Source organism: Pseudomonas sp. FSL W7-0098 (assembly GCF_005930585.1).
Taxonomy (GTDB): Bacteria; Pseudomonadota; Gammaproteobacteria; order Pseudomonadales; family Pseudomonadaceae; genus Aquipseudomonas; species Aquipseudomonas bubulae.
This window is the reverse complement of record NZ_RXHW01000008.1, coordinates 76,399-99,849: the sequence shown is the minus strand read 5'-3', so window position 1 is coordinate 99,849 and position 23,451 is coordinate 76,399. Positions and strand designations below refer to the sequence as shown.

The window sequence follows — 23,451 nt, the reverse complement described above, 5'->3', positions numbered from 1 at the left end:
TGCCGCGGCTAAACGCCTATTCTTTAAACCAGAATCACTGCCCGGACATAGAGTCCACTGCGGCCCGCCGAATCAGGCCAGCCGCGGCCGCCAACCCCACAGGGTTGCCCCGGCCCCCGGGCTACGCACTGTCCAGAAGACGGAGCGAGGTGAGCCAACATCACAAGTGTTGAGCCAGGACAGAAAATTCAAGGGGCGACCGACGGGTCGCCCTTTTTTCGTCTGGCAAAAAATAAGTTGCGTTATGCACTGCCTGGCGTAGAACCGCTTCCTGAAACCCCAGTCTTATCTATAAGCCCTGTCCTTCAGTGAGAAACAGCATGAAATCGCGTATCTGGCGTTTGGCTACAGTTGGCGTGCTCTTTGTGAGCGTCAGCGGCCAGGTGTTGGCCGATGAGCGTGGTGATGGCGGCTGGCAAGGTCGGCCACAGGGTGCAGACAATCATCAGCCGCGGCCGAATCAACAAGGTAATAACCTGCCGATCCAGCCGCGCCCCGACAGGGTTCAGCAGACTCAGTCGCCGAACCGGGGCGGCAATCAGAATTGGTATGGCGGCGGTTACGCTCCTGGCCCGAATAACCGTCATCCCAACGACCAGCGCTGGGCCGGTCGCCCGTCCGGGCATGGCAATGGCTGGGGCCCGGGGCCGCAATATCGCCCGGGTAATGTGGTAGAGCGGTTCCCCGGCCAGCACTGGCAAGTGCCGTATCGCGGCCAGAACTACTACTTTTCAGGCGGCTACTGGTATCGCCCTCAAGGCCCGCGTTACATCGTGGTGCAGCCGCCTTATGGACTGCGCGTAGGGTTTTTGCCTGATTACGCTAGGGAAGTGTGGTTTGGCAGTACCTTGATGTTTCTCGCGGCGGGGGCGTATTACGCCTATCAACCTGCAACTCGCGATTACATCGTGGTCCAGCCGCCGACGGTCTACCAACAGCCCGTGAGCAACAACTATGAGATGGTGGCTTACCCGATGAACGGTCAAAGCCCGGCCCAAATCGGTCAGGACCGTTATGACTGCTATCGCTGGGCTGTGGAGCAAAGCGGCTTCGACCCTGCCAAGGCGACATACGCCCCAGCGGCGCAAGTGGTGCAAGCCTATCGGCAGGCGCAGGGCAGTTGCCTGAGCAGTCGTGGTTATCAAGTGACGTATTGATCTGAAGCCTGCTACGGAGACTTGCTCAGCCTCGGTTTGACCACTTCCTTCGGGTCTGCATGCACCAGTACTTCGGCCCGCGGATAGACCTGTTCAATGGCTTCAGCCGCGCGGTCACAGATGCTATGGGCTGCGGACAACGTCAGTTCACCCGGCAGCTCCAGGTGAAACTGCACAAACCAGGTATTGCCCGAGATCCGTGTGCGCAGGTCGTGGGCGCCGAGCACGCCGGGCACGCTGCAGGCCAGATTCAGCATGTTTTCACTGACATCCGTGGGTAACTCCTGATCCATCAACACGGCAAAACTCTCACGGGCGATCTGCAGTGCGCTCCACAGGATATACACCGCAATCCCCAGGCCAAACCAGGCGTCCAGCTGCGGGAAACCTACACTGGCCAGCACCAGCGCCAGCAAAATACTGCCATTGAGCATCAGGTCCGAGCGGTAATGCAGCGAGTCGGCGCGCACCGCGTTGGACCCCGTGGCCTTGATCACCCGGTGTTGCAGCACCAGCAGTGCCACGGTCATCAGCAACGAAAAGACAATGACGCCAATTCCGATCCACGGTGCGCCTACCGGCTCCGGGTTTTTCAGCCGTTCCACCGCCTGAAAGGCAATCAGCACTGCACTCACGCCAATAAACAGCGCTTGCGCCATGCCCGCCAGGGACTCGGCTTTGCCGTGACCATATCGGTGATCCTCATCGGCGGGACGCAGCGCGTAATGCACGGCCAGCAAATTGAGAAACGAAGTTACGCCATCGAGCAGCGAGTCGGTCAGGCCGGCGAGCATGCTGATCGAACCACTGAGCCACCACGCGATGGCCTTGGTTACGATCAACAGGCTGGCCACCGCCACTGATGCGCGGGTAGCCAGACGTAACAGGCGGGCGTGTTCCGGGCTGCTGGTCATGGTGCTTTCCTGATGAATGATGACGTGCTTCAGGCTGCTGGCTGCAAGCCATACATAGCCAGTTGCTGGGCACTGCCCCGGTGCTGGATCAGGCGTGGATCGTTCAGCGGGAAGCTGCGGCCCAGTTCGCTTTCAAGGATGGCCTGGAGCTTGGCGTTATCCACCTTGCCGTCTGCGCCGATGGCTTCGCGCAGTTTTTCCGGGGCGATTTGTGCGGTCTTGCCCGGCGGGAAATAAATTGCGCCGGTGGCGAAGTCGACGCCGAAGGCGATCAGCCCCGGGATCACATAAAACAGCAGGCCCACGGCATCCAGTACGACGATCATGGGGTCGATCTTGCCGTCGATCTGGCCGCGGCGGTCTGGAAAGAAAATACTGCCGCAAGCAGTCAATTGGGTGAACAGTGCCGCAACCACGACACCGCCGATTACTCGCGAAGGCATACGCATACTTAAAACCTCAAACATGTTCAAAGGACTGGATCATTACTGTTCGCCGTTATACTCGCCGCTCTGTTCTGGAGCCACCATGATTTCTTTGCCGATTGATGAAGTTTTACCTGCGCTGCGCCTGGCCCTGGCCGAGCGCCATGAAACCGTGCTCGAAGCGCCGCCCGGCGCCGGTAAAACCACCCGTGTGCCGCTGGCCCTGCTCAACGAGCCGTGGCTGGCCGGGCAGAAGATCCTGATGCTCGAACCCCGGCGCCTGGCGGCCCGTGCGGCGGCCGAGCGGCTGGCCAGTGAACTGGGTGAAAAAGTCGGCGAAACCGTAGGTTACCGTATACGCCTCGACAGCAAGGTCGGCCCCAACACCCGTATCGAAGTGGTCACCGAGGGTATCCTGACTCGCCGTCTGCAGCACGATCCGTCGCTGGAAGGGGTGGGCCTGCTGATTTTTGACGAATTCCATGAGCGTAGTCTGGATGCCGATCTGGCGTTGGCCTTGAGCCTCAATGGGCGTGAGCTGTTTCGGGATGAACAGCCGCTGAAAATTCTGCTGATGTCCGCCACTCTTGAGGGCGAACGGCTGTCGAGCATTCTCGCCGATGCGCCGATCTTGCGCAGTGAGGGCCGCATGTACCCGGTGGCGATGCGCTGGGGGCGGCCGTTTGTGCCCGGTGAATTTATCGAGCCGCGAGTGGTGCAGACCGTACTTGATGCCATCAACGATGAAAGCGGCAGCCTGCTGGTGTTCCTGCCCGGGCAGGCGGAGATTCGTCGGGTCAATCAGCAATTGGCCGACGCGCTGGGTTCGCGCAGCGATATTCTGCTGTGCCCTTTGCATGGAGAACTGGATCTGACGGCCCAGCGTGCGGCCATCGAGCCTGCGCCAAAAGGCCTGCGCAAGGTGGTGCTGGCCACCAATATTGCCGAGACCAGCCTGACTATCGACGGCGTGCGCGTGGTGATCGATGCCGGGCTGGCGCGTGTTCCGCGGTTTGACCCGGGCAGCGGCATGACCCGCCTTGATACCCAGCGCATTTCCCGCGCCAGTGCCACCCAGCGCGCCGGCCGCGCCGGGCGTCTGGAACCGGGTGTGTGTTATCGCCTGTGGTCCGAGGACCAGCACGCGCATCTGGCGGCCTATGGCAGTGCGGAGATCCTGCAGGCTGATCTGGCCGGGTTGGCGCTGCAACTGGCACGCTGGGGTGTCACTCCCGAGCAACTGATCTGGCTCGATATGCCGCCCTCGGCCAGTTATGCACAGGCCCGGCAATTGCTCGATCGGCTGGGTGCCTTGCACGGAGCAAAACTCACCCCCCACGGCGAAGCGATGGCTGAACTGCCTGCACATCCGCGGATTGCCCATCTATTGCTGCGCGGCCAGGACCTTGGGCTGGCCGACATGGCCTGTGATATCGCGGCGTTGTTGGGGGAGCGCGATATCCTGCGCGGCGCCGGGGCGGACCTGCATAGCCGGCTGGCCCTGCTGTCAGGCGAAAGCCGCGCCGCACGGGGCGGGCAGGGCGGTGTGCAGCGGGCCAAACAACTGGCCCGGCAATATCGCGGGTACTTGCGTGGCAAGGCCAGGCAGCCGGTCGCCGACCCCGACCACCCGCGCTGGCTGGGTGCCTTGCTGGCGCTGGCCTACCCCGATCGGGTCGCCCAACAGCGTAAACCTGGTGGGGCGGAATATCGTCTGGCCAATGGCCGTGCCGCGTTGTTCAGCGAAGTGGATGGCCTGATGAAACAACCCTGGCTGGTCATCGCCGATTTGGGCAGCCGTCAGGGGCAGCGCGAAGAGCGCATTTATCTGGCGGCCGAGTTTGATCCTGCCTTGCTCGAGGGTGTTTTGAGCGAGCAGGTCAGCGTTGTCGATCAACTGGACTGGGATGAACGCGAGGGCGTGCTGCGTGCCGAGCGCCAGCGTAAGGTCGGCGAGCTGGTCCTCAGTCGCGAGCCATTGACCGGGCTCGACGAAGCGGCCCGTACGCAAGCGCTGATCAATCTGGTGCGACGCAAGGGGCTGGAGCTGTTGCCGTGGACGCCCGAGCTGCGCCAGTGGCAGGCGCGGGTAGCGTTGTTGCGTCAACTGGACCTGCAGATCCAGGGGCAAAGTGAATGGCCCGACGTCAGCGATGCCGCCTTGCTGGCCGGGCTTGAAGACTGGTTGGGGCCGTATCTGGGGCGTGTGTCGCGGCTCAGTCACTTTGCCAGCCTCGACCTGTCGAGCATTGTGCATAACATGCTCAAATGGCCGCTGCCCCAGCGCCTGGACGAACTGGCGCCCGACCATATCAAGGTGCCTTCAGGGTCTTCGGTGCGGCTGGACTACAGCGAACACCCGCCGATTCTGGCGGTGCGCCTGCAAGAGTTGTTTGGGCTGGCGGACACCCCGCGTATTGCGGGCGGGCGCCAGGTGGTCAAGTTGCACCTGCTTTCTCCGGCAAGGCGTCCGGTGCAAGTAACCCAGGATCTGGCCAACTTCTGGCGAAGTACCTATGCCGAGGTGAAAAAAGATTTGAAGGGGCGCTACCCCAAGCATTACTGGCCCGATGATCCGCTGGTGGCCGAAGCCACGGCGCGGATCAAGCCGCGTAAGCCGTAGCGACCGGGCGTATGCATCGCGAGCAAGCCCGCTCCCACAAAAATTGCGCAGTTCTTGTGGGAGCGGGCTTGCTCACGATGGCATCAACGCGGTGAGTAGAGCTTCACGACCCGATATAGCTGGTCTTGACCACGGTGTAGAATTCTTGCGCATAGCGGCCCTGCTCGCGCGAGCCATAGGACGAGCCTTTGCGCCCGCCAAACGGCACGTGGTAATCCACCCCCGCCGTGGGCAGGTTGACCATCACCATCCCAGCCTGGGAATGACGCTTGAAGTGATTGGCATATTTGAGCGAGGTCGTGGCAATACCCGCCGACAAGCCAAACTCGGTGTCATTGGCCATCGCCAGGGCGGCTTCGTAGTCTGCAACCTTGATGATATTGGCTACCGGGCCGAACACTTCTTCGCGGCTGATGCGCATGTCGGCCGTGCTGTCGGCAAACAGGGCCGGGGCCAGGAAATAACCCTCGGTATCGCAGGTCACCAGGCTGCCTCCGGCAACCAGGCGGGCGCCTTCGTTGCGGGCGATGTCGATGTAACCCAAATCCTGGTCGAGCTGCGCTCGGGACACCACCGGGCCGATATCAATCCCGGCCTGCAAGGCATGCCCGACCTTGATCGAACGCATGCGCTCGGCCATCGCCTCGACGAATTTGTCGTGGATGCCCGCGGTAACAATCAGGCGGCTGGAGGCGGTGCAACGCTGGCCGGTGGAGTAAAACGCACTCTGCACCGCCAGTTCGACCGCTTGCTTGAGGTCGGCATCGTCGAGGATGACCTGTGGGTTTTTACCGCCCATTTCCAGCTGCACCTTGGCCTGGCGCGACACACAGCTGATGGCGATCTGGCGACCGACGCTCACCGAGCCGGTAAAGCTTATACCGTCCACTTTCGGGCTGTTGACGATAGCGTCGCCGACCACGCGGCCGCTGCCCATCACCAGGTTGAACACGCCTGCCGGGAAGCCTGCGCGAGCAATGATCTCGGCCAGTGCCCAGGCGCAACCCGGTACCAGATCGGCCGGCTTGAACACTACACAGTTGCCATAGGCCAGGGCCGGGGCGATCTTCCAGGCGGGGATGGCGATGGGGAAGTTCCATGGCGTGATCAGGCCAACCACGCCCAGGGCTTCACGGGTGACCTCCACATGCACGCCCGGGCGTACCGAAGGCAGGTAATCGCCCGACAGGCGCAGGCATTCACCGGCGAAAAACTTGAAGATATTGCCGGCACGGCTCACTTCACCGATGGCTTCGGGCAGGGTCTTGCCTTCTTCGCGAGCCAGCAGGGTGCCCAGTTCTTGCTTGCGGGCGAGGATTTCGCTGCCGACCTTGTCCAGCGCATCGCTGCGCGCCTGGATGCCGGAGGTCGACCAGGCAGGGAACGCAGCCCGTGCCGCATCAATGGCAGTCTGGACCTGGGCGACGTCAGCCTTGGCATATTCGCCAATCACATCGCTCAGGTCGGAGGGGTTGATATTGGTGCTGTATTCAGTGGCTGTTACCCACTCGCCACCGATGTAATTGTCGAAACGCTTTGAACCAGTCATCAAATTTCTCCACACGTGGACAGGCATCGATTTCCAGTAGTTATACGTCATCGTACGACTTCAGGCAAAAACAATCGGCGCGGCGAAACTGAGCGAGGGAGGGAACCGTCTGATTGGGTTTCAACTGTGGGAGCTAGCCTGCTCACGAAGACTGTATTCGCGAGCAGGCTCGCTCCCACAGGGTCAGTCTGCAGGCAGCAGCAATCGGGCCAGCACCGGCAGGTGGTCGGAGATGGTCTGGGTGTCTTCCTGGCGCACATAGCCTTCGATGCGCTGCAGCTTGGGGCTGTGGAAGAGGTAGTCGAGCGTACGGTCGGGCTCGTCCGCGTCGGGGAGATTGGGAAAGTGGGTCAGCCACAGTTCGCGGTCGATGCCGGTAGCTTCAGGGTTGCTGGGGATCATCGGGTACTTTTCCCAGAGCAGGTGCAACTCGCTGTCTTGCGAGTAGCCCTGGCGCAATGGCTCGGGCAGGCGCAAGTACTGGCCGATGGGCAGCAGGTTGAAGTCCCCGCCGATCAACCACGGCGTGCCCTGGCCTTCCAGCTTGTCGGCCAGTTCGGCGACAGTCTGCATTTGCAGGCGCAGGTTGCTGTTGTTGGCGGAGGGCGCATCCAGTTGTGTGTTGATTGCTGCCAGTTGCCCGCCATCATTGAGCGGCAGGTAGTTGACCAGCAGCGCGGGCCTTGGCTGGAACTGACGGCTGAGAAAGTTGGTATCGGCCAGGGGCAATTGCAGACGTTCTGCGTGTTCGATCTGGAAGCGGCTGAGGGTGACCAGAGAGCGTCCGACACTGCCGAAAATATGCCAGTCGGGCACAAAGTCGGCCTTCCAGGTAAAGGCCTGGGTGCTGCAGGGGTAGAGGTCGATCAGGCGTTCTTGCAGCAGGGCCAGCTGGTTCTGGTAATCGCTGGCCTTGGCGTTGTCATCGACTTCCTGCAACAGCACGAGATCCGGGCGTTCGTCACGTATGACCCGCGCTACCTCATCAAGGCTGAAGGCCATGTCTTCCCGGGTGGGGCGGGTGTCAGGGCCGCTGCCGTCAGCCAGGTTGTACCAGAACACATAGCGCTTGCCGGCCAGGTACTGGATGTTCCACGTCATTACCTTGAGCGCCTGGCCTGGTACCAGCACCGGGGCGGTGCCGGGGCACGTCAGGGGCAGCACCTCGCGGGCACCGGGCCGCCATGTAACGCTATAAACCAGACATGCCAGCAGCGCTGAGATCAGCAGCAAACCTGATGCGGTGCGGCGTAATAAACGTGACATGAGCTCGACTTAATAACGTTACAGGGAAGGCTCGAACATACCCGACGGCAGTGCGGCCTTCCAAGGTTCTTTGTGTAGGAAATTTCTGTTTTTATAGTTCTGACTTTTCGCTGATCAACATAAATAAACGAAACAGTACGACGGAAACAAACAACTGCAAGAAGCTGTTGGCGCTATCGAGTGCCAGCGATAGCAGTGTGTTGTCGTCTTTGGAAAACAGGGTGTAACTGAATTCCTTGAGCAACATCAGAGGGCCCAGTACGGCCAGTATGCAAACGAAAATCCGCCAGAAATGCCCGCGGGTCAGGGTGAAGCTCGATTTCATGGCCGCCAGCGGAGCATCACCACGCAATACCAGTCGGTACTCGGAGAAGGCCAGTACCACGGTCAGGAAAATGCCCGGAATAAAAAACATCGACAGCCCCAGCACGATCAGCAGCGTGCTGATTGCCGAGAGCAGGGCGAACTTGGGCCAAAGATTAACCGCCGAGGCCAGCAGGTCGCGGTTGCGCGGGCTTTCGCCCTGGCTGCGGGCATCGAGAAACAGGATCAGGGCGGCGGTGTACAGAGGGTACAGCAGCAGCCCGACAACCAGGCCATAACCGGGCGATGCATCCGGGCCTGCGGCGTTGTCGACAATGTGCTGCAGCACAGCTTCAAGGATGACCAGCGGCAGGCACAGCGTTACGATCTGGCTCAGATTGCGCTGGAAGAAGTACAGGGAGTCGCGAAGAACAGTCAGCGGATTCATTGGCAGTTGTCAGCAGTCAAGAGCGGTGCGTCACTTTAACCGATGAGACGCCAAGATGAACAAAAGTTCACGCAGGCCTGATGCTGTTGAAACGGGTTGTAGTGCCCCAATAACGCGTTTGAGCTTCTGCGTAATGCAAGGGGCAGGTTTCTATCTGCAATCGAAAGAGGTTGTCATGAACAGCGAAGAGCAAAGCCTGATTGACGGGTTGTTTACACGGTTGCAGCAGGCCGAGGCAGGATCAGCCCCGCGCGATGCCCAGGCCCAGGCGCGGATCAATGAACATCTGGCGCGTCAGCCTGCGGCAACGTACTACATGGCTCAGGCGCTGCTGGTGCAAGAGGCTGCGCTCAAGCAACTCGACCAGCAGAACAAGCAATTGCAGGCAGAACTTGCTCAGGCGAAGGCTGCTGCGGCACCTGCGCCATCTGGGGGGAGCTTTCTGTCGGGACTTTTTGGCGGTGGCGATCGGGTATCGGCTCCCACGCCCGGCCCAACGTCGGGCACCGGGGGCTGGCGTGATGGCCCGGCAGCGGCTCCTGTCGTGGCCCCTCAGCCAGCAGCAGCGGCGCCGGCCCCAGCATTGGGCAGCGGCTTTTTGGGCGGAGCCCTGAAAACGGCAGCGGGTGTGGCGGGCGGCGTGATGCTGGCGCAAGGCATCAGTAGCCTGTTCCACCACAATCAGCAGCCGCAGATTGTCGAGGAAATCATCGAGCAACCAGGTTCTGTCAGCGACGCTGGCTGGGGCAGCGGCAGCCAGCAATACGCCAATAGCGGCTCGGGAATTGAAGACGTCGGCCTGGACGATGACGGCTTCTTTTCTGACGACGACTCCTACGTTTGAGTCCATCGCCCGGTGCCTTATTGCACGCCGGGCGGTTTATCCGCGCAAACCCCCGGCAGGCTGGCATACTGCAGTCTTGTTTTTCAGTCGCGTGCCCGCTGCCCGGGCGCCATGAGGTTTGCCGGTGAAAAAAATTGCGGTCTTCGCGGATGTGCAGAACCTTTATTACACGGTTCGCCAGGCCTATGGCTGCCATTTCAATTACGCCGCCCTGTGGGCTGATATCAGCAAGCGCGGTGAAATTGTCGAAGCCTATGCCTATGCGATTGACCGGGGTGACAGCAAGCAGCAGCAGTTTCAGCAGATCCTGCGCAACCTCGGTTTTATCGTAAAACTCAAACCCTATATCCAGCGCAGCGATGGCTCGGCCAAGGGCGACTGGGATGTGGGCATTACCATCGATATCATGGACTCGGCAGCCAATGTCGACGAAGTGGTACTGGCCTCGGGTGACGGTGATTTCGACCTGCTCCTGGAGCGTATTGCCAGCAAGCATGGGGTTGAAACCGTGGCCTACGGTGTGCCCGGTCTGACGGCCAACTCATTGATTCGCGCTGCCAGCCGCTATGTGCCGATTGAAGGCAATTTGCTGCTTAAGTAACCCTTATTTTTTACAGGATTGACCAGGTTTGGAACGCATCGCGGTAATTGACTTTGAGACCACCGGCATCTCCCCGAGCAGCACCTGCCGGGCCACTGAAATTGCCGTGGTGATTCTTGAGCGCGGTCGCATTGTCGAGCGTTATCAAAGCCTGATGAATGCCGGTGTGCGGGTGCCTGGGTTTATCGAGCAGTTGACCGGCATCAGCAACGCCATGTTGCGCACCGCGCCGTCGGCTGAGCAGGTGATGAACGAGGTCAACGAGTTCGTCGGCATTACCCCGTTGCTGGCGCACAATGCTGCGTTTGACCAAAAGTTCTGGGATTTTGAAATGGGCCGCATCAAGCGCACCCGTTTACAGAACTTCGCCTGTTCATTGTTGCTGGCGCGTCGCCTGATGCCTGCGGCGCCTAACCACAAGCTGGGCACGCTGACCACCTTTGCCGACTTGCCCCACACCGGCAAAGCTCACCGGGCCATGGCCGATGCGGAAATGGCGGCCAACTTGACGGCTCACCTGGCTGAGCAACTGCGCCAGAAGCACGGGTTACGTGAATTGAACCACGACCTGTTGTGCAGCTTGCAGAAAGTCCCGGCGGCGAAGATCAATGAGCATCTCAAGCGGTATCGCGGGTTTTAAAAGCGACCCTCTCCCTTTGGGAGAGGGCTATTTGATCTCCATCGAAAAGTGTACGGCCCCTTTTGGTGCGTTCTGTTACTTATTATTTCCCGGCGCCCTGTCTAAACTCTCCAGTCCCCTGCCTCTGCCCTTGAGCTGCCTTCATGCCTGCCGCACGTCGTTTTCCGCTACAACTGATCGGTGCTTTTTTTGCCTTGTACATCATTTGGGGCTCGACTTATCTGGCTATCCGCATCGGTATTGAGTCCTGGCCGCCGTTGATGATGGCTGGTGTGCGCTTCCTGATTGCGGGCAGCCTGATGTATGGCTTTATGCGCTGGCGCGGTGCCCCCGCACCCACTGCCGTGCAATGGCGTTCGGCAGCCATGATCGGCTTTCTGTTGCTGGCGTGCGGCAACGGCGGTGTGACCCTGGCCGAACACTCGGGCGTAGCTTCCGGCGTCGCCGCCCTGGCCGTAGCCACCGTGCCCCTGTTCACCCTGCTGTTTGGTTACTTCTGGGGCAACCGCAACACCCGCCTGGAATGGGCCGGGATTGTCCTGGGGCTGATCGGCATCGGCATGCTCAACCTGGGCTCCAACCTGCAGGCCAGTCCTATGGGCGCGGCGATGGTGATCTTTGCCGCCGCGGCCTGGGCCTTTGGTTCGGTGTGGAGCCGCCACTTGCCACTGCCAGCCGGGCCAATGGCCAGCGCTGCTGAAATGCTCACCGCCGGTGCCGTATTGCTGGCGGGCAGCCTGCTCAGTGGCGAGCGCATGACTCAAATGCCCACCGCTGCAGGCTGGGGTGCGCTGCTGTATCTGGTGTTCTTCGGCTCGATCATCGCCTTCAGCGCCTATATGTACCTGCTTAAAAATGTGCGTCCGGCGGCGGCCACCAGCTATGCCTACGTCAATCCGGCGGTGGCGGTCATGCTGGGGATTGCCTTTGCCGGCGAGAGCATCGGTTTTGAGGAGTGCCTGGCCATGGCGGTCATCATCAGTGCGGTGGTGTTGATCGGTTTGCCACAGTGGCGCAAGCAGAAACCGGCCTGAATTAGGGTAAACTGCGCGCCATTGCAACTTATGCACCCACGCGCTGACCTTTTTCGACGGTATCCCCATGACATTCGCCACCCTTGGCCTGATCGAACCCCTGCTGCGCGCCCTTGAGACGCTCGGCTACAAGACCCCAACCCCGGTTCAGGCCCAAGCGATTCCCGCAGTACTGGCTGGTCGCGACCTGATGGCTGCGGCCCAGACCGGTACCGGCAAAACTGGCGGTTTCGCTTTACCGTTGCTGCAGTCGCTGACCATGGAAGGCCCGAAAGTGGCCAGCAACTCGGTGCGTGCACTGGTGCTGGTGCCGACCCGCGAACTGGCCGAACAGGTTCACGAAAGCATTCGCCAGTACGCCGAACACCTGCCGTTGAGCACCTACGCGGTGTACGGCGGTGTCAGCATCAACCCGCAAATGATGAAAATGCGCAAAGGCGTTGATGTACTGGTGGCCACACCGGGCCGTCTGCTGGACCTCTATCGCCAGAAAGCGATCAAGTTCAACCAGCTGCAAACCCTGATCCTCGACGAAGCTGACCGCATGCTCGACCTGGGCTTCTCCGAAGAGCTGCGTGATATCTACCGCGCCTTGCCGAAAAAGCGTCAGACCCTGCTGTTCTCGGCGACCTTTTCTGACGCGATCCGCCTGTTGGCCGAGCAGATGCTCGACAACCCGCTGAGCATCGAAGTCAGCCCGCGCAACGTGGCGGCCAGCAGCGTCAAGCAGTGGGTCATCCCGGTCGACAAAAAGCGCAAGGCCGAGCTGTTTTTGCACTTGTTGCGCACCCAGCACTGGAAGCAGGTCCTGGTATTCGCCAAGACCCGCAACGGTGTCGATGAATTGGTAGGCAAGCTGCAAGGTCTGGGGATCAACGCTGACGGTATTCATGGCGACAAGCCACAGGCCACGCGCCAACGGGCGCTGGACCGCTTCAAGGCCAGCGAAGTGCAGATTCTTGTGGCTACCGATGTGGCTGCCCGTGGCCTGGACATCGAAGACCTGCCGCTGGTGGTCAACTTCGACCTGCCCATCGTGGCCGAAGACTACATCCATCGCATTGGCCGTACCGGTCGTGCCGGTCAGAAAGGCGAGGCCATTTCCCTGGTCTGTGCTGATGAAGTAAACATGCTGTCGGCGATCGAGATGTTGACCCGTCAGACGTTGCCACGCCACGAAGAGCAGGATTTCGAGCCTGAGCACCGAGTGCCTGAAACTGATGCTTCGGGGCAGGTGATCAAAAAGCCGAAGAAGCCGAAAAAACCTAAAACCTCGGGTGGTGGCGGCAAGCGCAACCTGGGCAAATGGGTGGATAGCGGCGAAGCAGCACCCGCCGAGCCATCGGTAAAGCCGGTGCGCAAAGTGCCTGTATTCAACACCGGCCCGCGCAAGCGCAAGCCGTAAGCCCGCTCGAGGCTAAAAACTCCAACTGTGGGAGCGAGCCTGCTCGCGAACGGCCTTCGCGAGCAGGCTCGCTCCCACAGGGACGGTCAACGTTTAGCCTTCAACCAGCTTAATACCCCTAACCCTGCGGCACGACCACTGGCAAAACAGCCCGTGAGCAAGTAGCCGCCGGTGGGAGCTTCCCAATCCAGCATCTCGCCTGCACTGAACACGCCGGGTAATTGCCTGAGCATCAGATTTTCATCCACAGCCTCGAACCGCACGCCACCGGCGCTGCTGATGGCTTCGTCCAAGGGGCGGGCTTTTATCAGCTTCAACGGTAGCGCCTTGATGGCCTGAGCCAGTTGCGCCGGGTCATTGAAGCATTCTGCAGGCGCCAGCTCGCGCAACAGCGCCGCTTTTACCCCATCAATCCCCAGCTGGCTGTGCAAATGCTTGCTCATCGAGCGTGAGCCGCGGGGTTTGGCCAAGGCTGCCTGGATTTTATCCACAGGCTTGCCCGGCAGCAGGTCGATCAGGATCGTCGCTTCACCCTGTTGATTGATCGCTTCACGAATCGGCGCCGACCAGGCGTAAATCAAGCTGCCTTCAATGCCTGTGGCGGTAATCACGCATTCGCCCAGGCGCGGCGTGCTGTGTTCCAGGGCAATGGCGATGTTTTTCAGCGGGGCGCCGGCGAACTTGCTGCGCAGCACCTCGCTCCAGCCCGCCACATCAAACCCGCAATTGCTCGGCTGCAAGGGGGCCAGGTCAACGCCGCGCTCAGCCAGCAAGGGCATCCAGGCACCGTCCGAGCCCAGTCGCGCCCAACTGCCACCGCCCAGGGCCAGTAGCACCGCGTCGGGGTTGAGCTGCTTTTGGCCTTCGGGACTGTCCACCAGCAACTGGCCATCGGCCTGCCAACCCAGCCAGCGGTGGCGGGTGTGGATAACTACACCGGACTCGCGCAGGCGCTTGAGCCATGCGCGCAGCAGCGGCGCGGCTTTCATATCGGTGGGGAACACCCGGCCGGAACTGCCGACAAAGGTTTCGATCCCCAACTCATGAATCCACTGGCACAACGCATCGGCATCGAAGGCGCGCAGCAACGGTGCCATCTGCGGTGCGCGTTCGGCGTAGCGCGACAGGAAAGCCGGGTAGGCTTCGGAATGGGTGATATTCATGCCGCCGACCCCGGCCAGCAGAAACTTGCGGCCCACCGACGGCATGCCATCGTAGAGATCGACCTTCATCCCCGCCTGACTCAACACTTCGGCGGCCATCAAACCGGCGGGGCCACCGCCAATAATGGCGACGTGACGGGAAGGGAGTGTGGAGGGTTCAGTCATGGCAGGGCTGCAAATCGGCGAAATAGGCCGGGCATTCTACCTGACTGGGCGGAGCAGATCCCCTGTAGCAGCAGCCTTCGTCCCTCGGCAGCTGCTACAGAGATAGCGATGGCTGTACGAAAAACATACAGCCTTCTGGAGGCCATGTTCTCTGTGCCCTGCAGGCGCTTTCACTCAGGTTATCCACAGGCAGTTCCACAGGCATTGTGGGTAAAATCACACCTCAGTGACAACCTGATGACAGCCAGACCTTCTGTGCACTGTGATGCAATATCCCGTGGCGGCGCGCCAGGGCCTTGCGATCCTTGCTGTATCCGCCGCCAATCACCCCGACCACCGGTATGTCGCGACCCAGGCAGTGGCGCATCACGCTCTCGTCACGGGCCGCCACACCTTCATCGGTGAGCTTCAAATAGCCCAGGGCGTCGTCTTTATGCACATCGACCCCGGCGTCATACAGCACCAGATCCGGTTGATACAACGGCAGCAGGTAATTGAGCGCCTCGTCCACCACTTGCAAATATTCAGCATCGCCCATACCCATAGGCAGGCCGATGTCCCAGTCGCTTTGCGCCTTGCGTGCCGGAAAGTTTTTTTCGCAGTGCAGGGAAACGGTAATGGCATCCGGCGTATGTTCAAGAATTCGCGCAGTACCGTCGCCCTGATGCACATCGCAGTCAAAAATCAGTACGCGGTTTACCCGGCCGCTTTCCAGCATATAGCGGCTGATGATCGCCAGATCGTTGAAGATGCAAAAACCCGCCGGGTGATCGTAGTGCGCGTGATGAGTGCCGCCCGCCAGATGGCAGGCCAGGCCGTGCTCAAGCGCCTGCTCGGCGGCCAGCAGAGATCCGCCCACGGCGCGAACGGTACGTCGCGCCAGTGCCTCGCTCCAGGGCAGGCCCAGGCGGCGTTGATCTTCGCGGGCCAGCTCGCCTGCCATATAGCGCTCGATATAGCTGCGGTCATGGGCCAGGGCGAGGATATCCACAGGGCATAATTCGGGACGCAGCAGCTCTGCATCAAGGGTCAGCCCGGAGTCGACCAGGTGATCGCGTAACAGGCGGAACTTATCCATAGGAAAACGATGCTCCGCTGGGAACTGCGGGCTGTAGTCATCGTGGTAAATCAGCGGCACTGGCATAGGGATTTTCGCGTCGTAACGAGCGCTGGATATTACCAGCGCTGTACACTCTCATCATATGTAAAGCCCGGTAACAAATCGGAGAGGACGGATGGAGCAGATCAAAGAGCTCGAAAGTGCCCGTTTGCACTTGCGCCCCTGGCGTGACACAGACTTGCCCGAGTTCGCTGCCATGTGCGCCGACCCTCAGGTGATGCGCTATTTTCCGGCGCCCCTGAGCCGCCTTGAAAGCGCCGCGCTGATTGGCCGGGTTCGTGGTCACTTTGCCGAATATGGCTACGGGGTATGGGCATTGGAGCGCAAGGACACCGGTGCCTTTATCGGCTTTACCGGGCTGATGAATGTGTCGTTCGAGGCGCCGTTTACCCCTGCCGTAGAAATCGCCTGGCGTCTGGCTCCCGAACACTGGGGCCTGGGTTACGCCAGTGAGGCGGCCTGGGCCGTGTTGCGCTGCGCCTTTGATCGCCTGGCCCTGGACCAGGTGGTGTCGTTTACCAGCGAGCTGAACCTGCCCTCGCAAAAAGTCATGCAGGCGATTGGCATGCAGCACGATGTCGACGGTGATTTTGAACACCCCTTGCTGCCCGCAGGCGACCCGCTCAGACCCCATGTGCTGTACCGGATCACGCGGGCACAGTGGCTGGAAACCCTGCACGGCTAGGCGGTGTGTTTAGCGGCGCAAGCCGAAAATTTTGACCTGCGTAACGAAGATTACGACGGTAATGCTCTGTGTGAGGAGAATCTGAATGAGCCAAGTGTTGGATGATCTGGTCAATTTGCTGACCCTGGAACCGATCGAAGAGAACCTCTTTCGCGGCAGCAGTCAGGACTTGGGCTTTCGCCAGTTGTTCGGTGGTCAGGTGCTCGGTCAATCGCTGTCGGCCATGAGCCAGACGGTTGAAGACGCCCGCCATGTGCATTCCATGCACGGCTATTTCCTGCGCCCTGGTGATGCCGGTTTGCCCGTGGTGTATCAGGTTGATCGCGTGCGGGACGGCGGCAGCTTCAGCACGCGCCGGGTGACCGCGATCCAGAAGGGCCAGCCGATTTTTACCAGCAGCGCCTCGTTTCAGTACGACGAAGGCGGTTTTGAACATCAGACGACTATGCCTGACGTTGTGGGCCCTGAGAATCTTCCCTCGGAACTGGACATGATGCGCCTGCGTGCGCACCTGATCCCCGAGTCGATGCGGGAAAAACTGCTGTGCGCCAAGCCTATCGAGTTCCGCCCGGTGGTAGGAGAAGACCCGTTCAACCCCAAGGTCACTGATCCGATCAAGTACGTGTGGTTTCGCGCCGACGGCACCTTGCCCGATACCCCGGCGCTGCATAAGTACCTGCTGGCCTACGCCTCGGACTTCGGCTTATTGACCACGTCCTTGCTGCCCCATGGCAAAGGGGTATGGCAAAACGATATGCAGGTCGCCAGCCTTGATCACGCACTGTGGTTCCATGCCGACCTGCGTGCCGATGACTGGTTGCTCTACGCCATGGACAGTCCATGGGCGGGCAATTCCCGTGGATTCTCCCGTGGCAGTGTCTACAACCGCGCTGGCCAACTGGTGGCTTCTGTCACGCAGGAAGGGTTGATCCGCCATCGCAAGGACTGGGCATGACACTCAAGGACGTCAAACACTGGGTTTTCGACATGGACGGCACCCTGACTGTTGCCGTGCATGACTTTGCCCTGATCCGCCGTGAGCTGGAGATCCCGGCGGATGCCGATATCCTCACTCATCTCAACGGCCTGCCCACCGAGGTGGCGGCGGCCAAACACGCCTGGCTGCTGGAGCACGAGCGCGAGCTGGCACAGGCCTCCACTGCCGCGCCGGGCGCGGTTGAGCTGGTGCGCGACCTGGCGGCTCGTGGCTGTCGTCTGGGGATACTGACCCGAAATGCACAGGAGCTGGCGCATATCACCCTCAAGGCCATTGGCCTGGGCGAATGCTTTGCGCCCGAGGATGTACTGGGCCGGGACAACGCGGCGCACAAACCCGACCCGGACGGCCTGCTGCAACTGGCGCGGGCATGGGATGTAGCAGCGGCGAACATGGTAATGGTGGGGGATTACTACTTTGACCTGGCGTGTGGTCGCGCGGCAGGCAGCAAAACCGTACTGGTCAATGTTCCTGAAAACCCGTGGCCGGAACTGACCGACTGGCATGCCAAAGACTGCTACGCGCTGCGCCGGTTGCTCGGTTAACGAAATACGCGTAGCAGCTGCCGAAGGAACGAGGCTGCGTTCGACGGCGACGCCGTCGTAAATCCAGGCAGCGCGGTGAGTCAGTTAAACCGTGCACTCAGACTTCACGATCGCTTTGCAATCGAACGCAGCCTCGTTCCTTCGGCAGCTGCTACAAAGGGTGCTCTTACTCGCCAAACAACGCCTTCTGACCTTCAGGCGAGGTAAACATCTGATCGCCGTTGTGCCCCACCCCGGGCACTTCAATCAACCGTTGATTGAGCCCTTGTGGATGGCGCTGGGTCAAATACTCAAAGTAGTTCTTGCCCCTTACCAGCCTGAACGCCCCCTGGGCCTCGGCTTCGCAGCCTTTATCAAGCGCCGGGTGGTTGGGGTCGATGTCCTTGGCGCCTAGCAGATAGGTAATGTCGCGCTCTATATAGGCCTGTTCCAACTGTCGGTGTTTTTGCCCATCTGCGTAGGCTGGCAGATCCTTGAGCCCGTATTTCCAGGTATTGAAGCCCGGGCAGTTTGCAGCATCAAAGGTCGGAATCGGTCGCTGTGCATTGAAGTAGGCATAAGAAGACGGGTTGGCCACTACATAGCGCACCTTGATCCCATCTGCCTGCAAGGCCTTGTCGGCCTGGGTGGTCAGGGCATAGCGCTGCACCACTTGGGCGCCGCCGGAGTGCCCGGCAATCACCACCTCGCGCAAGGCCGGGAAGCGCTTGCGGTCATCAAGACGCTCAAGTATCTGATCCAGTGCCGCGTAGGAACTCAGTGCCTGTGGGCTCACAGCAGGGGCACCGGCCATCCAGTCATTGGCATGCCAGCGCAGCACATTGTCGGGCAAGGTATGGCGCGAGCCATCGCTTTCATTGAGAAACTGCGGTGCAATGACCAGGGTTGTGGACAGCTGCCCGGCCTGCGTCGCGGCTTGCTCGGCGCTGTGTAAATACGTCTGGGCGTTGCGCAGACGACCATGAATCACGATCAGTGCGCGTTGCACCTGAGGCAGTGGCTGTTTCCAGTCCTGACTCACCCCGACACTCAACTCGCCGGGGCCGATCTTGAGATGTTCGGGGCTGAGTTCTTTAACTCCGTGCTCGGCTGCTTGAACCACAGAGCAGACCAGCATCAGGCCTATTAATGAAGCGATAGAGCGTATTCCCATTTAAAGCCTCGCTGCCGAGAAGGTATCGCACTGGTTGATATTGCCTTGGGCAAAACCGGTCTTGAACCACTTCACCCGTTGTGCCGATGTGCCGTGGGTAAAAGAGTCCGGCATCACACGGCCCTGGCTTTGCTGCTGCAAGCGATCATCGCCAATGGCATTGGCGGCGTTCAAGGCCGATTCTATATCGCCTGCTTCCAGCCAATTGTGACGTTTTTGCGCAAGGTTGGCCCACACCCCGGCCAGACAGTCGGCCTGCAATTCCTGGCGCACCAGCAAGCCACCATCGCCTTCCATACGTTTGCCTTGTTGACGGGCCATCTGCATTTTCGACGACACGCCCAGCAAGGTCTGCACATGATGGCCAACTTCGTGAGCGATCACATAAGCCTGGGCAAAATCGCCAGCAGCCTTGAAGCGTTGGGCCATTTCCTGGAAGAAACTCATATCCAGATAGACCTTCTGGTCGGCCGGGCAATAAAACGGCCCGCTGGCAGCTGTTGCAAAGCCGCAGGCCGAATTGATCTGGCCGCGAAACAGCACCAGGGTCGGGTCTTTATAGCTGCGTCCGGCTTGCTGAAACACTTGGCGCCAGGTGTCCTCTGTGTCACCCAGAATCGCCCGTACAAAATCGGCCTGCTCGTCATTGGCCGCCGGTGCGCGACCGGCTGGCTGGGTGACCTGAGGCGAAGACTGTTCGGTGAGCTGGCCGCTTAACTGTCCGAGGATCTGCATGGGGTCCTGCCCGGTCAACAAACCGATGCCAACAATCACCACCACGGCCATCAAACTCAGACCTTTGCCGCCGCCAAACCGCATCCCGCCACCACCACCGGTGCCTTGATCGCGTACGTCTTCGACATTATCGCTACGTCGACCTTTTTTCCAAAGCATGGGGGAGTCCTCTGATAAATCGTGTGTTCAAGTGTTGTTGCTGAGTCGGGACAATGCCAGCCCGGCTGTCAGACGTTTCTTGGGTGGGGGGGCGAGTATGGCATTGCGCTAAAAAGACCTGAACGCCTTAATACAGTTCCGGGCATCGGGCTGAAGTGGTTGAATACGCCACGCCAATCCCCGCCCCGGAGTTGTTAGCCCTGTGAATATCGATACCCGTATCAAGTACCGCCACCTCGTATGCTTTTTGGAGATGGCGCGCCAGGGCAGCCTGGCGCGGGCGGCGGATGTGCTGGCGGTAAGCCAGCCGGCGATGTCAAAAACCCTCAAGGAGCTTGAGGAGTTACTGACGGTCAGCCTGTTTGTACGCAGTAAAAGCGGGGTCACCCTGACCGAGGCCGGGGTGGCCTTTCTGCGTTATGCGACACCTTCGGTGCAGGCCTTGCGTGAAGGTGTGAATGCTCTGCGGGGTGGCGAATACGTGGGCGGTATGGTGCGTCTGGGGGTGTTGTCGACGGTAGAAAGCCTGCTGATACCCGAGTTGGTGCAGCGCCTGCACGCCAGGCATTCGTCGCTGGTGGTGAGCGTCGTGACCGGGCCCAGCGCCTATCTGTTATCGCAGTTACGGGTAGGCGATGTCGATTTGGTAGTGGGGCGCATGACCGATAGCCCGGAAATTCAGGGTATGAATTTTGAGCATCTCTACAGCGAATCCATGACCCTGGTGGTGCGCGCAGATCACCCCTTGATCCGGGGACCGCTGGACCGCAGCCAGCTGGAAAATTACCCGCTGGTTTTGCCATTGGCCAACACCACCATTCGCACCTTTGCCGACAGCCTGTTTGTGCAGTGCGGCATCAGCCAGTCCCGCCAGCGCCTGGAAACCCTGTCGATCACCCTCAGCCGGCGTTATGTGCTGCGCAATGATGCGGTGTGGATCGCCCCGCTGGATGCCGTGCGCCTGGACCTGGCCAGTGGCGAGCTGCAAGAAATCGACCTGGGCCAGCGTGAGCCGGGCGGTTCGATCGGTATTTGCAGCAACGCCCATGTGCCGATGTCGGTGGCAGCGCAAGGGTGTGTCGAGGTTTTGCGTGAATTGGGCCAAGCTTACGGCGAAGGCATTTATCCATAACCATTTGGTTATGGATAGGCCTGGCCTTTTCAATAGTCGTTACGCCCCTGTTGGTTAAAACTGGCGCCCAGCCTTTATAAAAACAACAGGAGATCGACATGTCTGATGCAGACAGCCGGCGCTTTATCATCCGTGACCGCAACTGGCACCCCAAAGCTCTGACCCCTGACTACAAGACTTCCATTGCCCGTTCCCCGCGTCAGGCGCTGGTGAGCATCCCGCAATCGGTGAGTGAGACCAGCGGGCCTGACTTTTCCCACCTTAAGTTCGGCAAGTTCGACAACGACTTGCTGCTGAATTTCAATAATGGCGGTTTGCCGATAGGCGAGCGGATCATCCTGGCAGGTCGCGTGCGCGATCAATATGGCAAGCCGATTCCTCATACCTTGGTGGAAATCTGGCAGGCCAACGCAGGCGGTCGATATCGTCACAAGAACGACCGCTACCTGGCGCCGCTGGACCCAAACTTCGGCGGCGTGGGCCGCACCCTGACCGACAGTGAAGGTTATTACAGCTTTCGCACTGTCAAGCCAGGGCCCTACCCGTGGCGCAACGGGCCAAACGACTGGCGCCCGGCGCATATCCACGTTTCCATCAGTGGCCCCTCGATTGCCACGCGCCTGATTACCCAGCTGTACTTCGAAGGTGATCCGATGATCCCCATGTGCCCGATCGTCAAATCGATTACCAACGCCGATGCCGTGCAGAGCCTGATTGCCCGGTTGGACATGGGCGCGGCCAATCCGATGGATTGTCTGGCCTATCGTTTTGACATTGTGCTGCGCGGTCAGCGCCAGACTCACTTCGAAAACTGCTGAGGAGCCCCGTCATGCCTATCGAACTGCTACCGGAAACCCCATCGCAAACTGCTGGCCCCTACGTGCATATCGGCCTGGCGCTGGCTGCGGCCGGCAACCCGTCGCGTCCAGAGGAAATCTGGAGCGAAATGGCCAGACCCGATGCTGCGGGCGAGCATATTGTGCTGTTTGGCAACGTTTATGACGGTAATGGCCACCTGGTGCGCGACTCTTTTCTGGAGCTTTGGCAAGCCGACCATAAAGGGGTCTATGACGAAAACTTCGACTCGGAAAAAGCCTTCAACAGCTTTGGTCGCACCGCCACCACCTTCGATGCGGGTGAGTGGGCACTCAATACCATCAAGCCGGGCGTGGTGAACAACGCAGCTGGCGTGCCGATGGCGCCGCATATCAACGTGTCGCTGTTTGCCCGGGGTATCAACATCCATTTGCAGACGCGGCTGTACTTTAGCGATGAGCCAGAAGCCAATGCCAAGTGCCCGGTGCTTAACCTGATCGAACAGCCGCAACGGCGTGAAACCCTGATCGCCCAGCGTTGCGAAGTAAATGGCAAAACGGCCTATCGGTTTGACATCCGCATTCAGGGCGAAGGCGAGACGGTGTTCTTCGACTTTTAAAAGGATATGAGGCAAATGCAAAATCTGTAGCAGCTGCCTCGTTCCTTCGGCAGCTGCTACGGGAATTATGTGCGGCTGCGCCGCTGCTGCCACGCCGCCGCCAACCCGCTGGCACAGATAATCGCAATACCGACCCGGCTGGCCAGATCTGGTGTGTGGTCAAATAGCAACCAGCCCAATATCCCCGAGAATACGATCTGGCAGTAACTGAATGGCGCCAGCAATGCCGGTGCAGCAACGCGAAACGATTGGGTCAGCAGCAAGTGCGCAGTCATGCCCAGGCTGCCCAAAGCCAGCATTTGCAGGCCGTGGGTCAGGGTTGGCGTTTGCCAGAAAAAAGGCACCAGCGCACTCATCACCAGCACATTGAACAACCCGGCAAAAAAGTTGCTGGTGGTAGGGCTGTCGTACGCGCTGAGCTTGCGCGTGAGGATTTGATAGCAGCTAAAGCACAACGCCGCCGCCATCGGCAATAACACCGCTGGGGTAAACAGTTCGCCACCCGGGTGGATGATGATGACCACGCCGATAAAGCCGCACACCACCGCCAACCATTGCCCGCGCGTGACCGTCTCGCCCAGCAGCGGCCCGGACAATGCCGCCACCAGCAGCGGTGCCAGAAAGTTGACCGCGGTATTTTCAGCCAGCGGGATAAACAGCAAGCCATAGGTGAAGAACAGGCCCGAGCCCAGCAGGCAGATAGCCCGCAACACCTGAAGCAAAGGCCGTTTGCTGCGCAGTACACGCAACCCCGACTGCGGCAGAAAGATCCCTGCCATCAATACGGTATGCACCAGGTAACGTGCCCACACCACCATCACCACCGGGTAAAAACCACTGAGGTACTTGGACAGCGCATCGTGGCTGGAGAACAGCGCTGTGGCCGTCACAATCAGCAAGATGCCCTTCAAGGGTTGGTTCACCCCCGAAAGGGGTGTGGGTAATGTCATCGA

23 protein-coding genes are annotated in these 23,451 nt (G+C 60.1%); 13 read left to right on the top strand and 10 right to left on the bottom strand.

Going from position 1 to position 23,451, the window contains the following annotated elements:
* The first annotated feature begins 320 nt into the window (after positions 1 to 320).
* Positions 321 to 1,157, top strand: a complete 837-nt coding sequence (locus FHL07_RS16065; RefSeq protein WP_095024980.1) for a DUF6515 family protein — start codon at positions 321 to 323, stop codon at positions 1,155 to 1,157.
* An 11-nt stretch (positions 1,158 to 1,168) separates the two neighbouring features.
* Here FHL07_RS16065 and FHL07_RS16060 read toward each other — a convergent pair whose 3' ends face one another.
* Both FHL07_RS16060 and FHL07_RS16055 read right to left on the bottom strand, forming a co-directional pair.
* Positions 1,169 to 2,071 carry a cation diffusion facilitator family transporter gene (locus FHL07_RS16060; protein WP_138738690.1) on the bottom strand — a complete coding sequence of 301 codons (903 nt, stop codon included), beginning with the start codon at positions 2,069 to 2,071 and terminating at the stop codon, positions 1,169 to 1,171.
* 29 nt (positions 2,072 to 2,100) lie between these two features.
* Entirely contained in the window at positions 2,101 to 2,520 is a 420-nt protein-coding gene (locus FHL07_RS16055; protein ID WP_094999406.1) for a polyribonucleotide nucleotidyltransferase, read from the bottom strand.
* A 79-nt stretch (positions 2,521 to 2,599) separates the two neighbouring features.
* Between FHL07_RS16055 and hrpB the strand changes: the two genes are divergently transcribed.
* On the top strand, positions 2,600 to 5,119 hold the full coding sequence (gene hrpB / locus FHL07_RS16050) for an ATP-dependent helicase HrpB (RefSeq protein ID WP_138738689.1): 2,520 nt from the start codon (positions 2,600 to 2,602) through the stop codon (positions 5,117 to 5,119).
* A 103-nt stretch (positions 5,120 to 5,222) separates the two neighbouring features.
* On the opposite strand, the gene FHL07_RS16045 is transcribed toward hrpB, so the two are convergent.
* The 3 genes from FHL07_RS16045 to FHL07_RS16035 all read right to left on the bottom strand — a co-directional run bounded on the left by FHL07_RS16045 (position 5,223) and on the right by FHL07_RS16035 (position 8,685).
* Positions 5,223 to 6,668 (bottom strand): aldehyde dehydrogenase family protein, encoded by a 1,446-nt coding sequence (locus FHL07_RS16045; protein WP_095018411.1) that lies wholly within the window; start codon positions 6,666 to 6,668, stop codon positions 5,223 to 5,225.
* 183 nt (positions 6,669 to 6,851) lie between these two features.
* Positions 6,852 to 7,934: an endonuclease/exonuclease/phosphatase family protein gene (locus FHL07_RS16040; RefSeq protein ID WP_095018410.1), complete on the bottom strand. Its 1,083-nt coding sequence runs from the start codon at positions 7,932 to 7,934 to the stop codon at positions 6,852 to 6,854.
* Positions 7,935 to 8,025: 91 nt separating this feature from the next.
* Positions 8,026 to 8,685 (bottom strand): YciC family protein, encoded by a 660-nt coding sequence (locus FHL07_RS16035; RefSeq protein ID WP_094999402.1) that lies wholly within the window; start codon positions 8,683 to 8,685, stop codon positions 8,026 to 8,028.
* A 175-nt stretch (positions 8,686 to 8,860) separates the two neighbouring features.
* On the opposite strand from FHL07_RS16035, the gene FHL07_RS16030 reads away from it, so the two are divergent.
* The 5 genes from FHL07_RS16030 to FHL07_RS16010 all read left to right on the top strand — a co-directional run bounded on the left by FHL07_RS16030 (position 8,861) and on the right by FHL07_RS16010 (position 13,209).
* Positions 8,861 to 9,529, top strand: coding sequence for a DUF2076 domain-containing protein (locus FHL07_RS16030; RefSeq protein ID WP_138738688.1), 669 nt, complete (start codon positions 8,861 to 8,863; stop codon positions 9,527 to 9,529).
* 124 nt (positions 9,530 to 9,653) lie between these two features.
* Positions 9,654 to 10,130, top strand: coding sequence for an NYN domain-containing protein (locus FHL07_RS16025; protein WP_094999400.1), 477 nt, complete (start codon positions 9,654 to 9,656; stop codon positions 10,128 to 10,130).
* A gap of 28 nt (positions 10,131 to 10,158) precedes the next feature.
* Positions 10,159 to 10,770: a 3'-5' exonuclease gene (locus tag FHL07_RS16020; RefSeq protein WP_095018408.1), complete on the top strand. Its 612-nt coding sequence runs from the start codon at positions 10,159 to 10,161 to the stop codon at positions 10,768 to 10,770.
* A gap of 143 nt (positions 10,771 to 10,913) precedes the next feature.
* Complete coding sequence (gene yedA, locus FHL07_RS16015; protein WP_094999398.1) at positions 10,914 to 11,804, top strand: drug/metabolite exporter YedA; 891 nt, start codon at positions 10,914 to 10,916, stop codon at positions 11,802 to 11,804.
* 67 nt (positions 11,805 to 11,871) lie between these two features.
* Entirely contained in the window at positions 11,872 to 13,209 is a 1,338-nt protein-coding gene (locus tag FHL07_RS16010) for a DEAD/DEAH box helicase (RefSeq protein WP_094999397.1), read from the top strand.
* 86 nt (positions 13,210 to 13,295) lie between these two features.
* Here the strand turns inward: FHL07_RS16010 and FHL07_RS16005 are convergent, their stop codons facing one another.
* Together FHL07_RS16005 and FHL07_RS16000 are read right to left on the bottom strand one after the other, a co-directional pair.
* Positions 13,296 to 14,537 (bottom strand): TIGR03862 family flavoprotein, encoded by a 1,242-nt coding sequence (locus tag FHL07_RS16005; protein ID WP_138738687.1) that lies wholly within the window; start codon positions 14,535 to 14,537, stop codon positions 13,296 to 13,298.
* A 223-nt stretch (positions 14,538 to 14,760) separates the two neighbouring features.
* On the bottom strand, positions 14,761 to 15,681 hold the full coding sequence (locus FHL07_RS16000) for a histone deacetylase family protein (RefSeq protein ID WP_095018406.1): 921 nt from the start codon (positions 15,679 to 15,681) through the stop codon (positions 14,761 to 14,763).
* A gap of 91 nt (positions 15,682 to 15,772) precedes the next feature.
* On the opposite strand from FHL07_RS16000, the gene FHL07_RS15995 reads away from it, so the two are divergent.
* From FHL07_RS15995 to FHL07_RS15985, 3 genes are all read left to right on the top strand, one after another.
* Entirely contained in the window at positions 15,773 to 16,342 is a 570-nt protein-coding gene (locus tag FHL07_RS15995) for a GNAT family N-acetyltransferase (protein WP_095018405.1), read from the top strand.
* A gap of 85 nt (positions 16,343 to 16,427) precedes the next feature.
* A complete protein-coding gene (tesB, locus tag FHL07_RS15990) occupies positions 16,428 to 17,297 on the top strand; it encodes an acyl-CoA thioesterase II (RefSeq protein WP_094999393.1) in 870 nt (289 codons plus the stop codon).
* Entirely contained in the window at positions 17,294 to 17,884 is a 591-nt protein-coding gene (locus FHL07_RS15985) for an HAD family hydrolase (RefSeq protein ID WP_095018403.1), read from the top strand. The genes tesB and FHL07_RS15985 overlap by 4 nt, the downstream gene beginning before the upstream one ends.
* 166 nt (positions 17,885 to 18,050) lie before the next feature.
* Here the strand turns inward: FHL07_RS15985 and FHL07_RS15980 are convergent, their stop codons facing one another.
* Complete coding sequence (locus tag FHL07_RS15980) at positions 18,051 to 19,037, bottom strand: hypothetical protein (RefSeq protein ID WP_095024976.1); 987 nt, start codon at positions 19,035 to 19,037, stop codon at positions 18,051 to 18,053.
* A complete protein-coding gene (gene ypfJ / locus FHL07_RS15975; RefSeq protein WP_094999390.1) occupies positions 19,038 to 19,931 on the bottom strand; it encodes a KPN_02809 family neutral zinc metallopeptidase in 894 nt (297 codons plus the stop codon). It abuts the gene before it with no gap.
* A gap of 202 nt (positions 19,932 to 20,133) precedes the next feature.
* Here ypfJ and pcaQ point away from each other — a divergent pair, with 202 nt between their 5' ends.
* The 3 genes from pcaQ (at position 20,134) to pcaG (ending at position 22,498) form a co-directional block, all read left to right on the top strand.
* Positions 20,134 to 21,063, top strand: a complete 930-nt coding sequence (pcaQ, locus tag FHL07_RS15970) for a pca operon transcription factor PcaQ (protein ID WP_095024975.1) — start codon at positions 20,134 to 20,136, stop codon at positions 21,061 to 21,063.
* Between the two features lie 98 nt (positions 21,064 to 21,161).
* On the top strand, positions 21,162 to 21,881 hold the full coding sequence (gene pcaH / locus FHL07_RS15965) for a protocatechuate 3,4-dioxygenase subunit beta (protein WP_016779340.1): 720 nt from the start codon (positions 21,162 to 21,164) through the stop codon (positions 21,879 to 21,881).
* Between the two features lie 11 nt (positions 21,882 to 21,892).
* Positions 21,893 to 22,498: a protocatechuate 3,4-dioxygenase subunit alpha gene (gene pcaG / locus FHL07_RS15960; RefSeq protein ID WP_133143795.1), complete on the top strand. Its 606-nt coding sequence runs from the start codon at positions 21,893 to 21,895 to the stop codon at positions 22,496 to 22,498.
* Between the two features lie 65 nt (positions 22,499 to 22,563).
* Here pcaG and FHL07_RS15955 read toward each other — a convergent pair whose 3' ends face one another.
* Positions 22,564 to 23,448 carry a DMT family transporter gene (locus FHL07_RS15955; RefSeq protein WP_094999386.1) on the bottom strand — a complete coding sequence of 295 codons (885 nt, stop codon included), beginning with the start codon at positions 23,446 to 23,448 and terminating at the stop codon, positions 22,564 to 22,566.
* Between the last annotated feature and the right edge of the window lie 3 nt (positions 23,449 to 23,451).

What these genes read in the sequence shown, in the direction of transcription:
- pcaG (WP_133143795.1), top strand. Translation starts at nt 21,893, where the DNA reads ATGCCTATCGAACTGCTACCGGAAACCCCATCGCAAACTGCTGGCCCC.
- pcaH (WP_016779340.1), top strand. Translation starts at nt 21,162, where the DNA reads ATGTCTGATGCAGACAGCCGGCGCTTTATCATCCGTGACCGCAACTGG.
- FHL07_RS16045 (WP_095018411.1), bottom strand. Translation starts at nt 6,668, where the DNA reads ATGACTGGTTCAAAGCGTTTCGACAATTACATCGGTGGCGAGTGGGTA.
- hrpB (WP_138738689.1), top strand. Translation starts at nt 2,600, where the DNA reads ATGATTTCTTTGCCGATTGATGAAGTTTTACCTGCGCTGCGCCTGGCC.
- FHL07_RS16040 (WP_095018410.1), bottom strand. Translation starts at nt 7,934, where the DNA reads ATGTCACGTTTATTACGCCGCACCGCATCAGGTTTGCTGCTGATCTCA.
- FHL07_RS16010 (WP_094999397.1), top strand. Translation starts at nt 11,872, where the DNA reads ATGACATTCGCCACCCTTGGCCTGATCGAACCCCTGCTGCGCGCCCTT.
- yedA (WP_094999398.1), top strand. Translation starts at nt 10,914, where the DNA reads ATGCCTGCCGCACGTCGTTTTCCGCTACAACTGATCGGTGCTTTTTTT.
- FHL07_RS15985 (WP_095018403.1), top strand. Translation starts at nt 17,294, where the DNA reads ATGACACTCAAGGACGTCAAACACTGGGTTTTCGACATGGACGGCACC.
- FHL07_RS16055 (WP_094999406.1), bottom strand. Translation starts at nt 2,520, where the DNA reads ATGCGTATGCCTTCGCGAGTAATCGGCGGTGTCGTGGTTGCGGCACTG.
- FHL07_RS16035 (WP_094999402.1), bottom strand. Translation starts at nt 8,685, where the DNA reads ATGAATCCGCTGACTGTTCTTCGCGACTCCCTGTACTTCTTCCAGCGC.
- FHL07_RS16030 (WP_138738688.1), top strand. Translation starts at nt 8,861, where the DNA reads ATGAACAGCGAAGAGCAAAGCCTGATTGACGGGTTGTTTACACGGTTG.
- FHL07_RS16000 (WP_095018406.1), bottom strand. Translation starts at nt 15,681, where the DNA reads ATGCCAGTGCCGCTGATTTACCACGATGACTACAGCCCGCAGTTCCCA.
- FHL07_RS15995 (WP_095018405.1), top strand. Translation starts at nt 15,773, where the DNA reads ATGGAGCAGATCAAAGAGCTCGAAAGTGCCCGTTTGCACTTGCGCCCC.
- FHL07_RS16005 (WP_138738687.1), bottom strand. Translation starts at nt 14,537, where the DNA reads ATGACTGAACCCTCCACACTCCCTTCCCGTCACGTCGCCATTATTGGC.
- FHL07_RS16060 (WP_138738690.1), bottom strand. Translation starts at nt 2,071, where the DNA reads ATGACCAGCAGCCCGGAACACGCCCGCCTGTTACGTCTGGCTACCCGC.
- tesB (WP_094999393.1), top strand. Translation starts at nt 16,428, where the DNA reads ATGAGCCAAGTGTTGGATGATCTGGTCAATTTGCTGACCCTGGAACCG.
- FHL07_RS16065 (WP_095024980.1), top strand. Translation starts at nt 321, where the DNA reads ATGAAATCGCGTATCTGGCGTTTGGCTACAGTTGGCGTGCTCTTTGTG.
- ypfJ (WP_094999390.1), bottom strand. Translation starts at nt 19,931, where the DNA reads ATGCTTTGGAAAAAAGGTCGACGTAGCGATAATGTCGAAGACGTACGC.
- FHL07_RS15980 (WP_095024976.1), bottom strand. Translation starts at nt 19,037, where the DNA reads ATGGGAATACGCTCTATCGCTTCATTAATAGGCCTGATGCTGGTCTGC.
- FHL07_RS15955 (WP_094999386.1), bottom strand. Translation starts at nt 23,448, where the DNA reads ATGACATTACCCACACCCCTTTCGGGGGTGAACCAACCCTTGAAGGGC.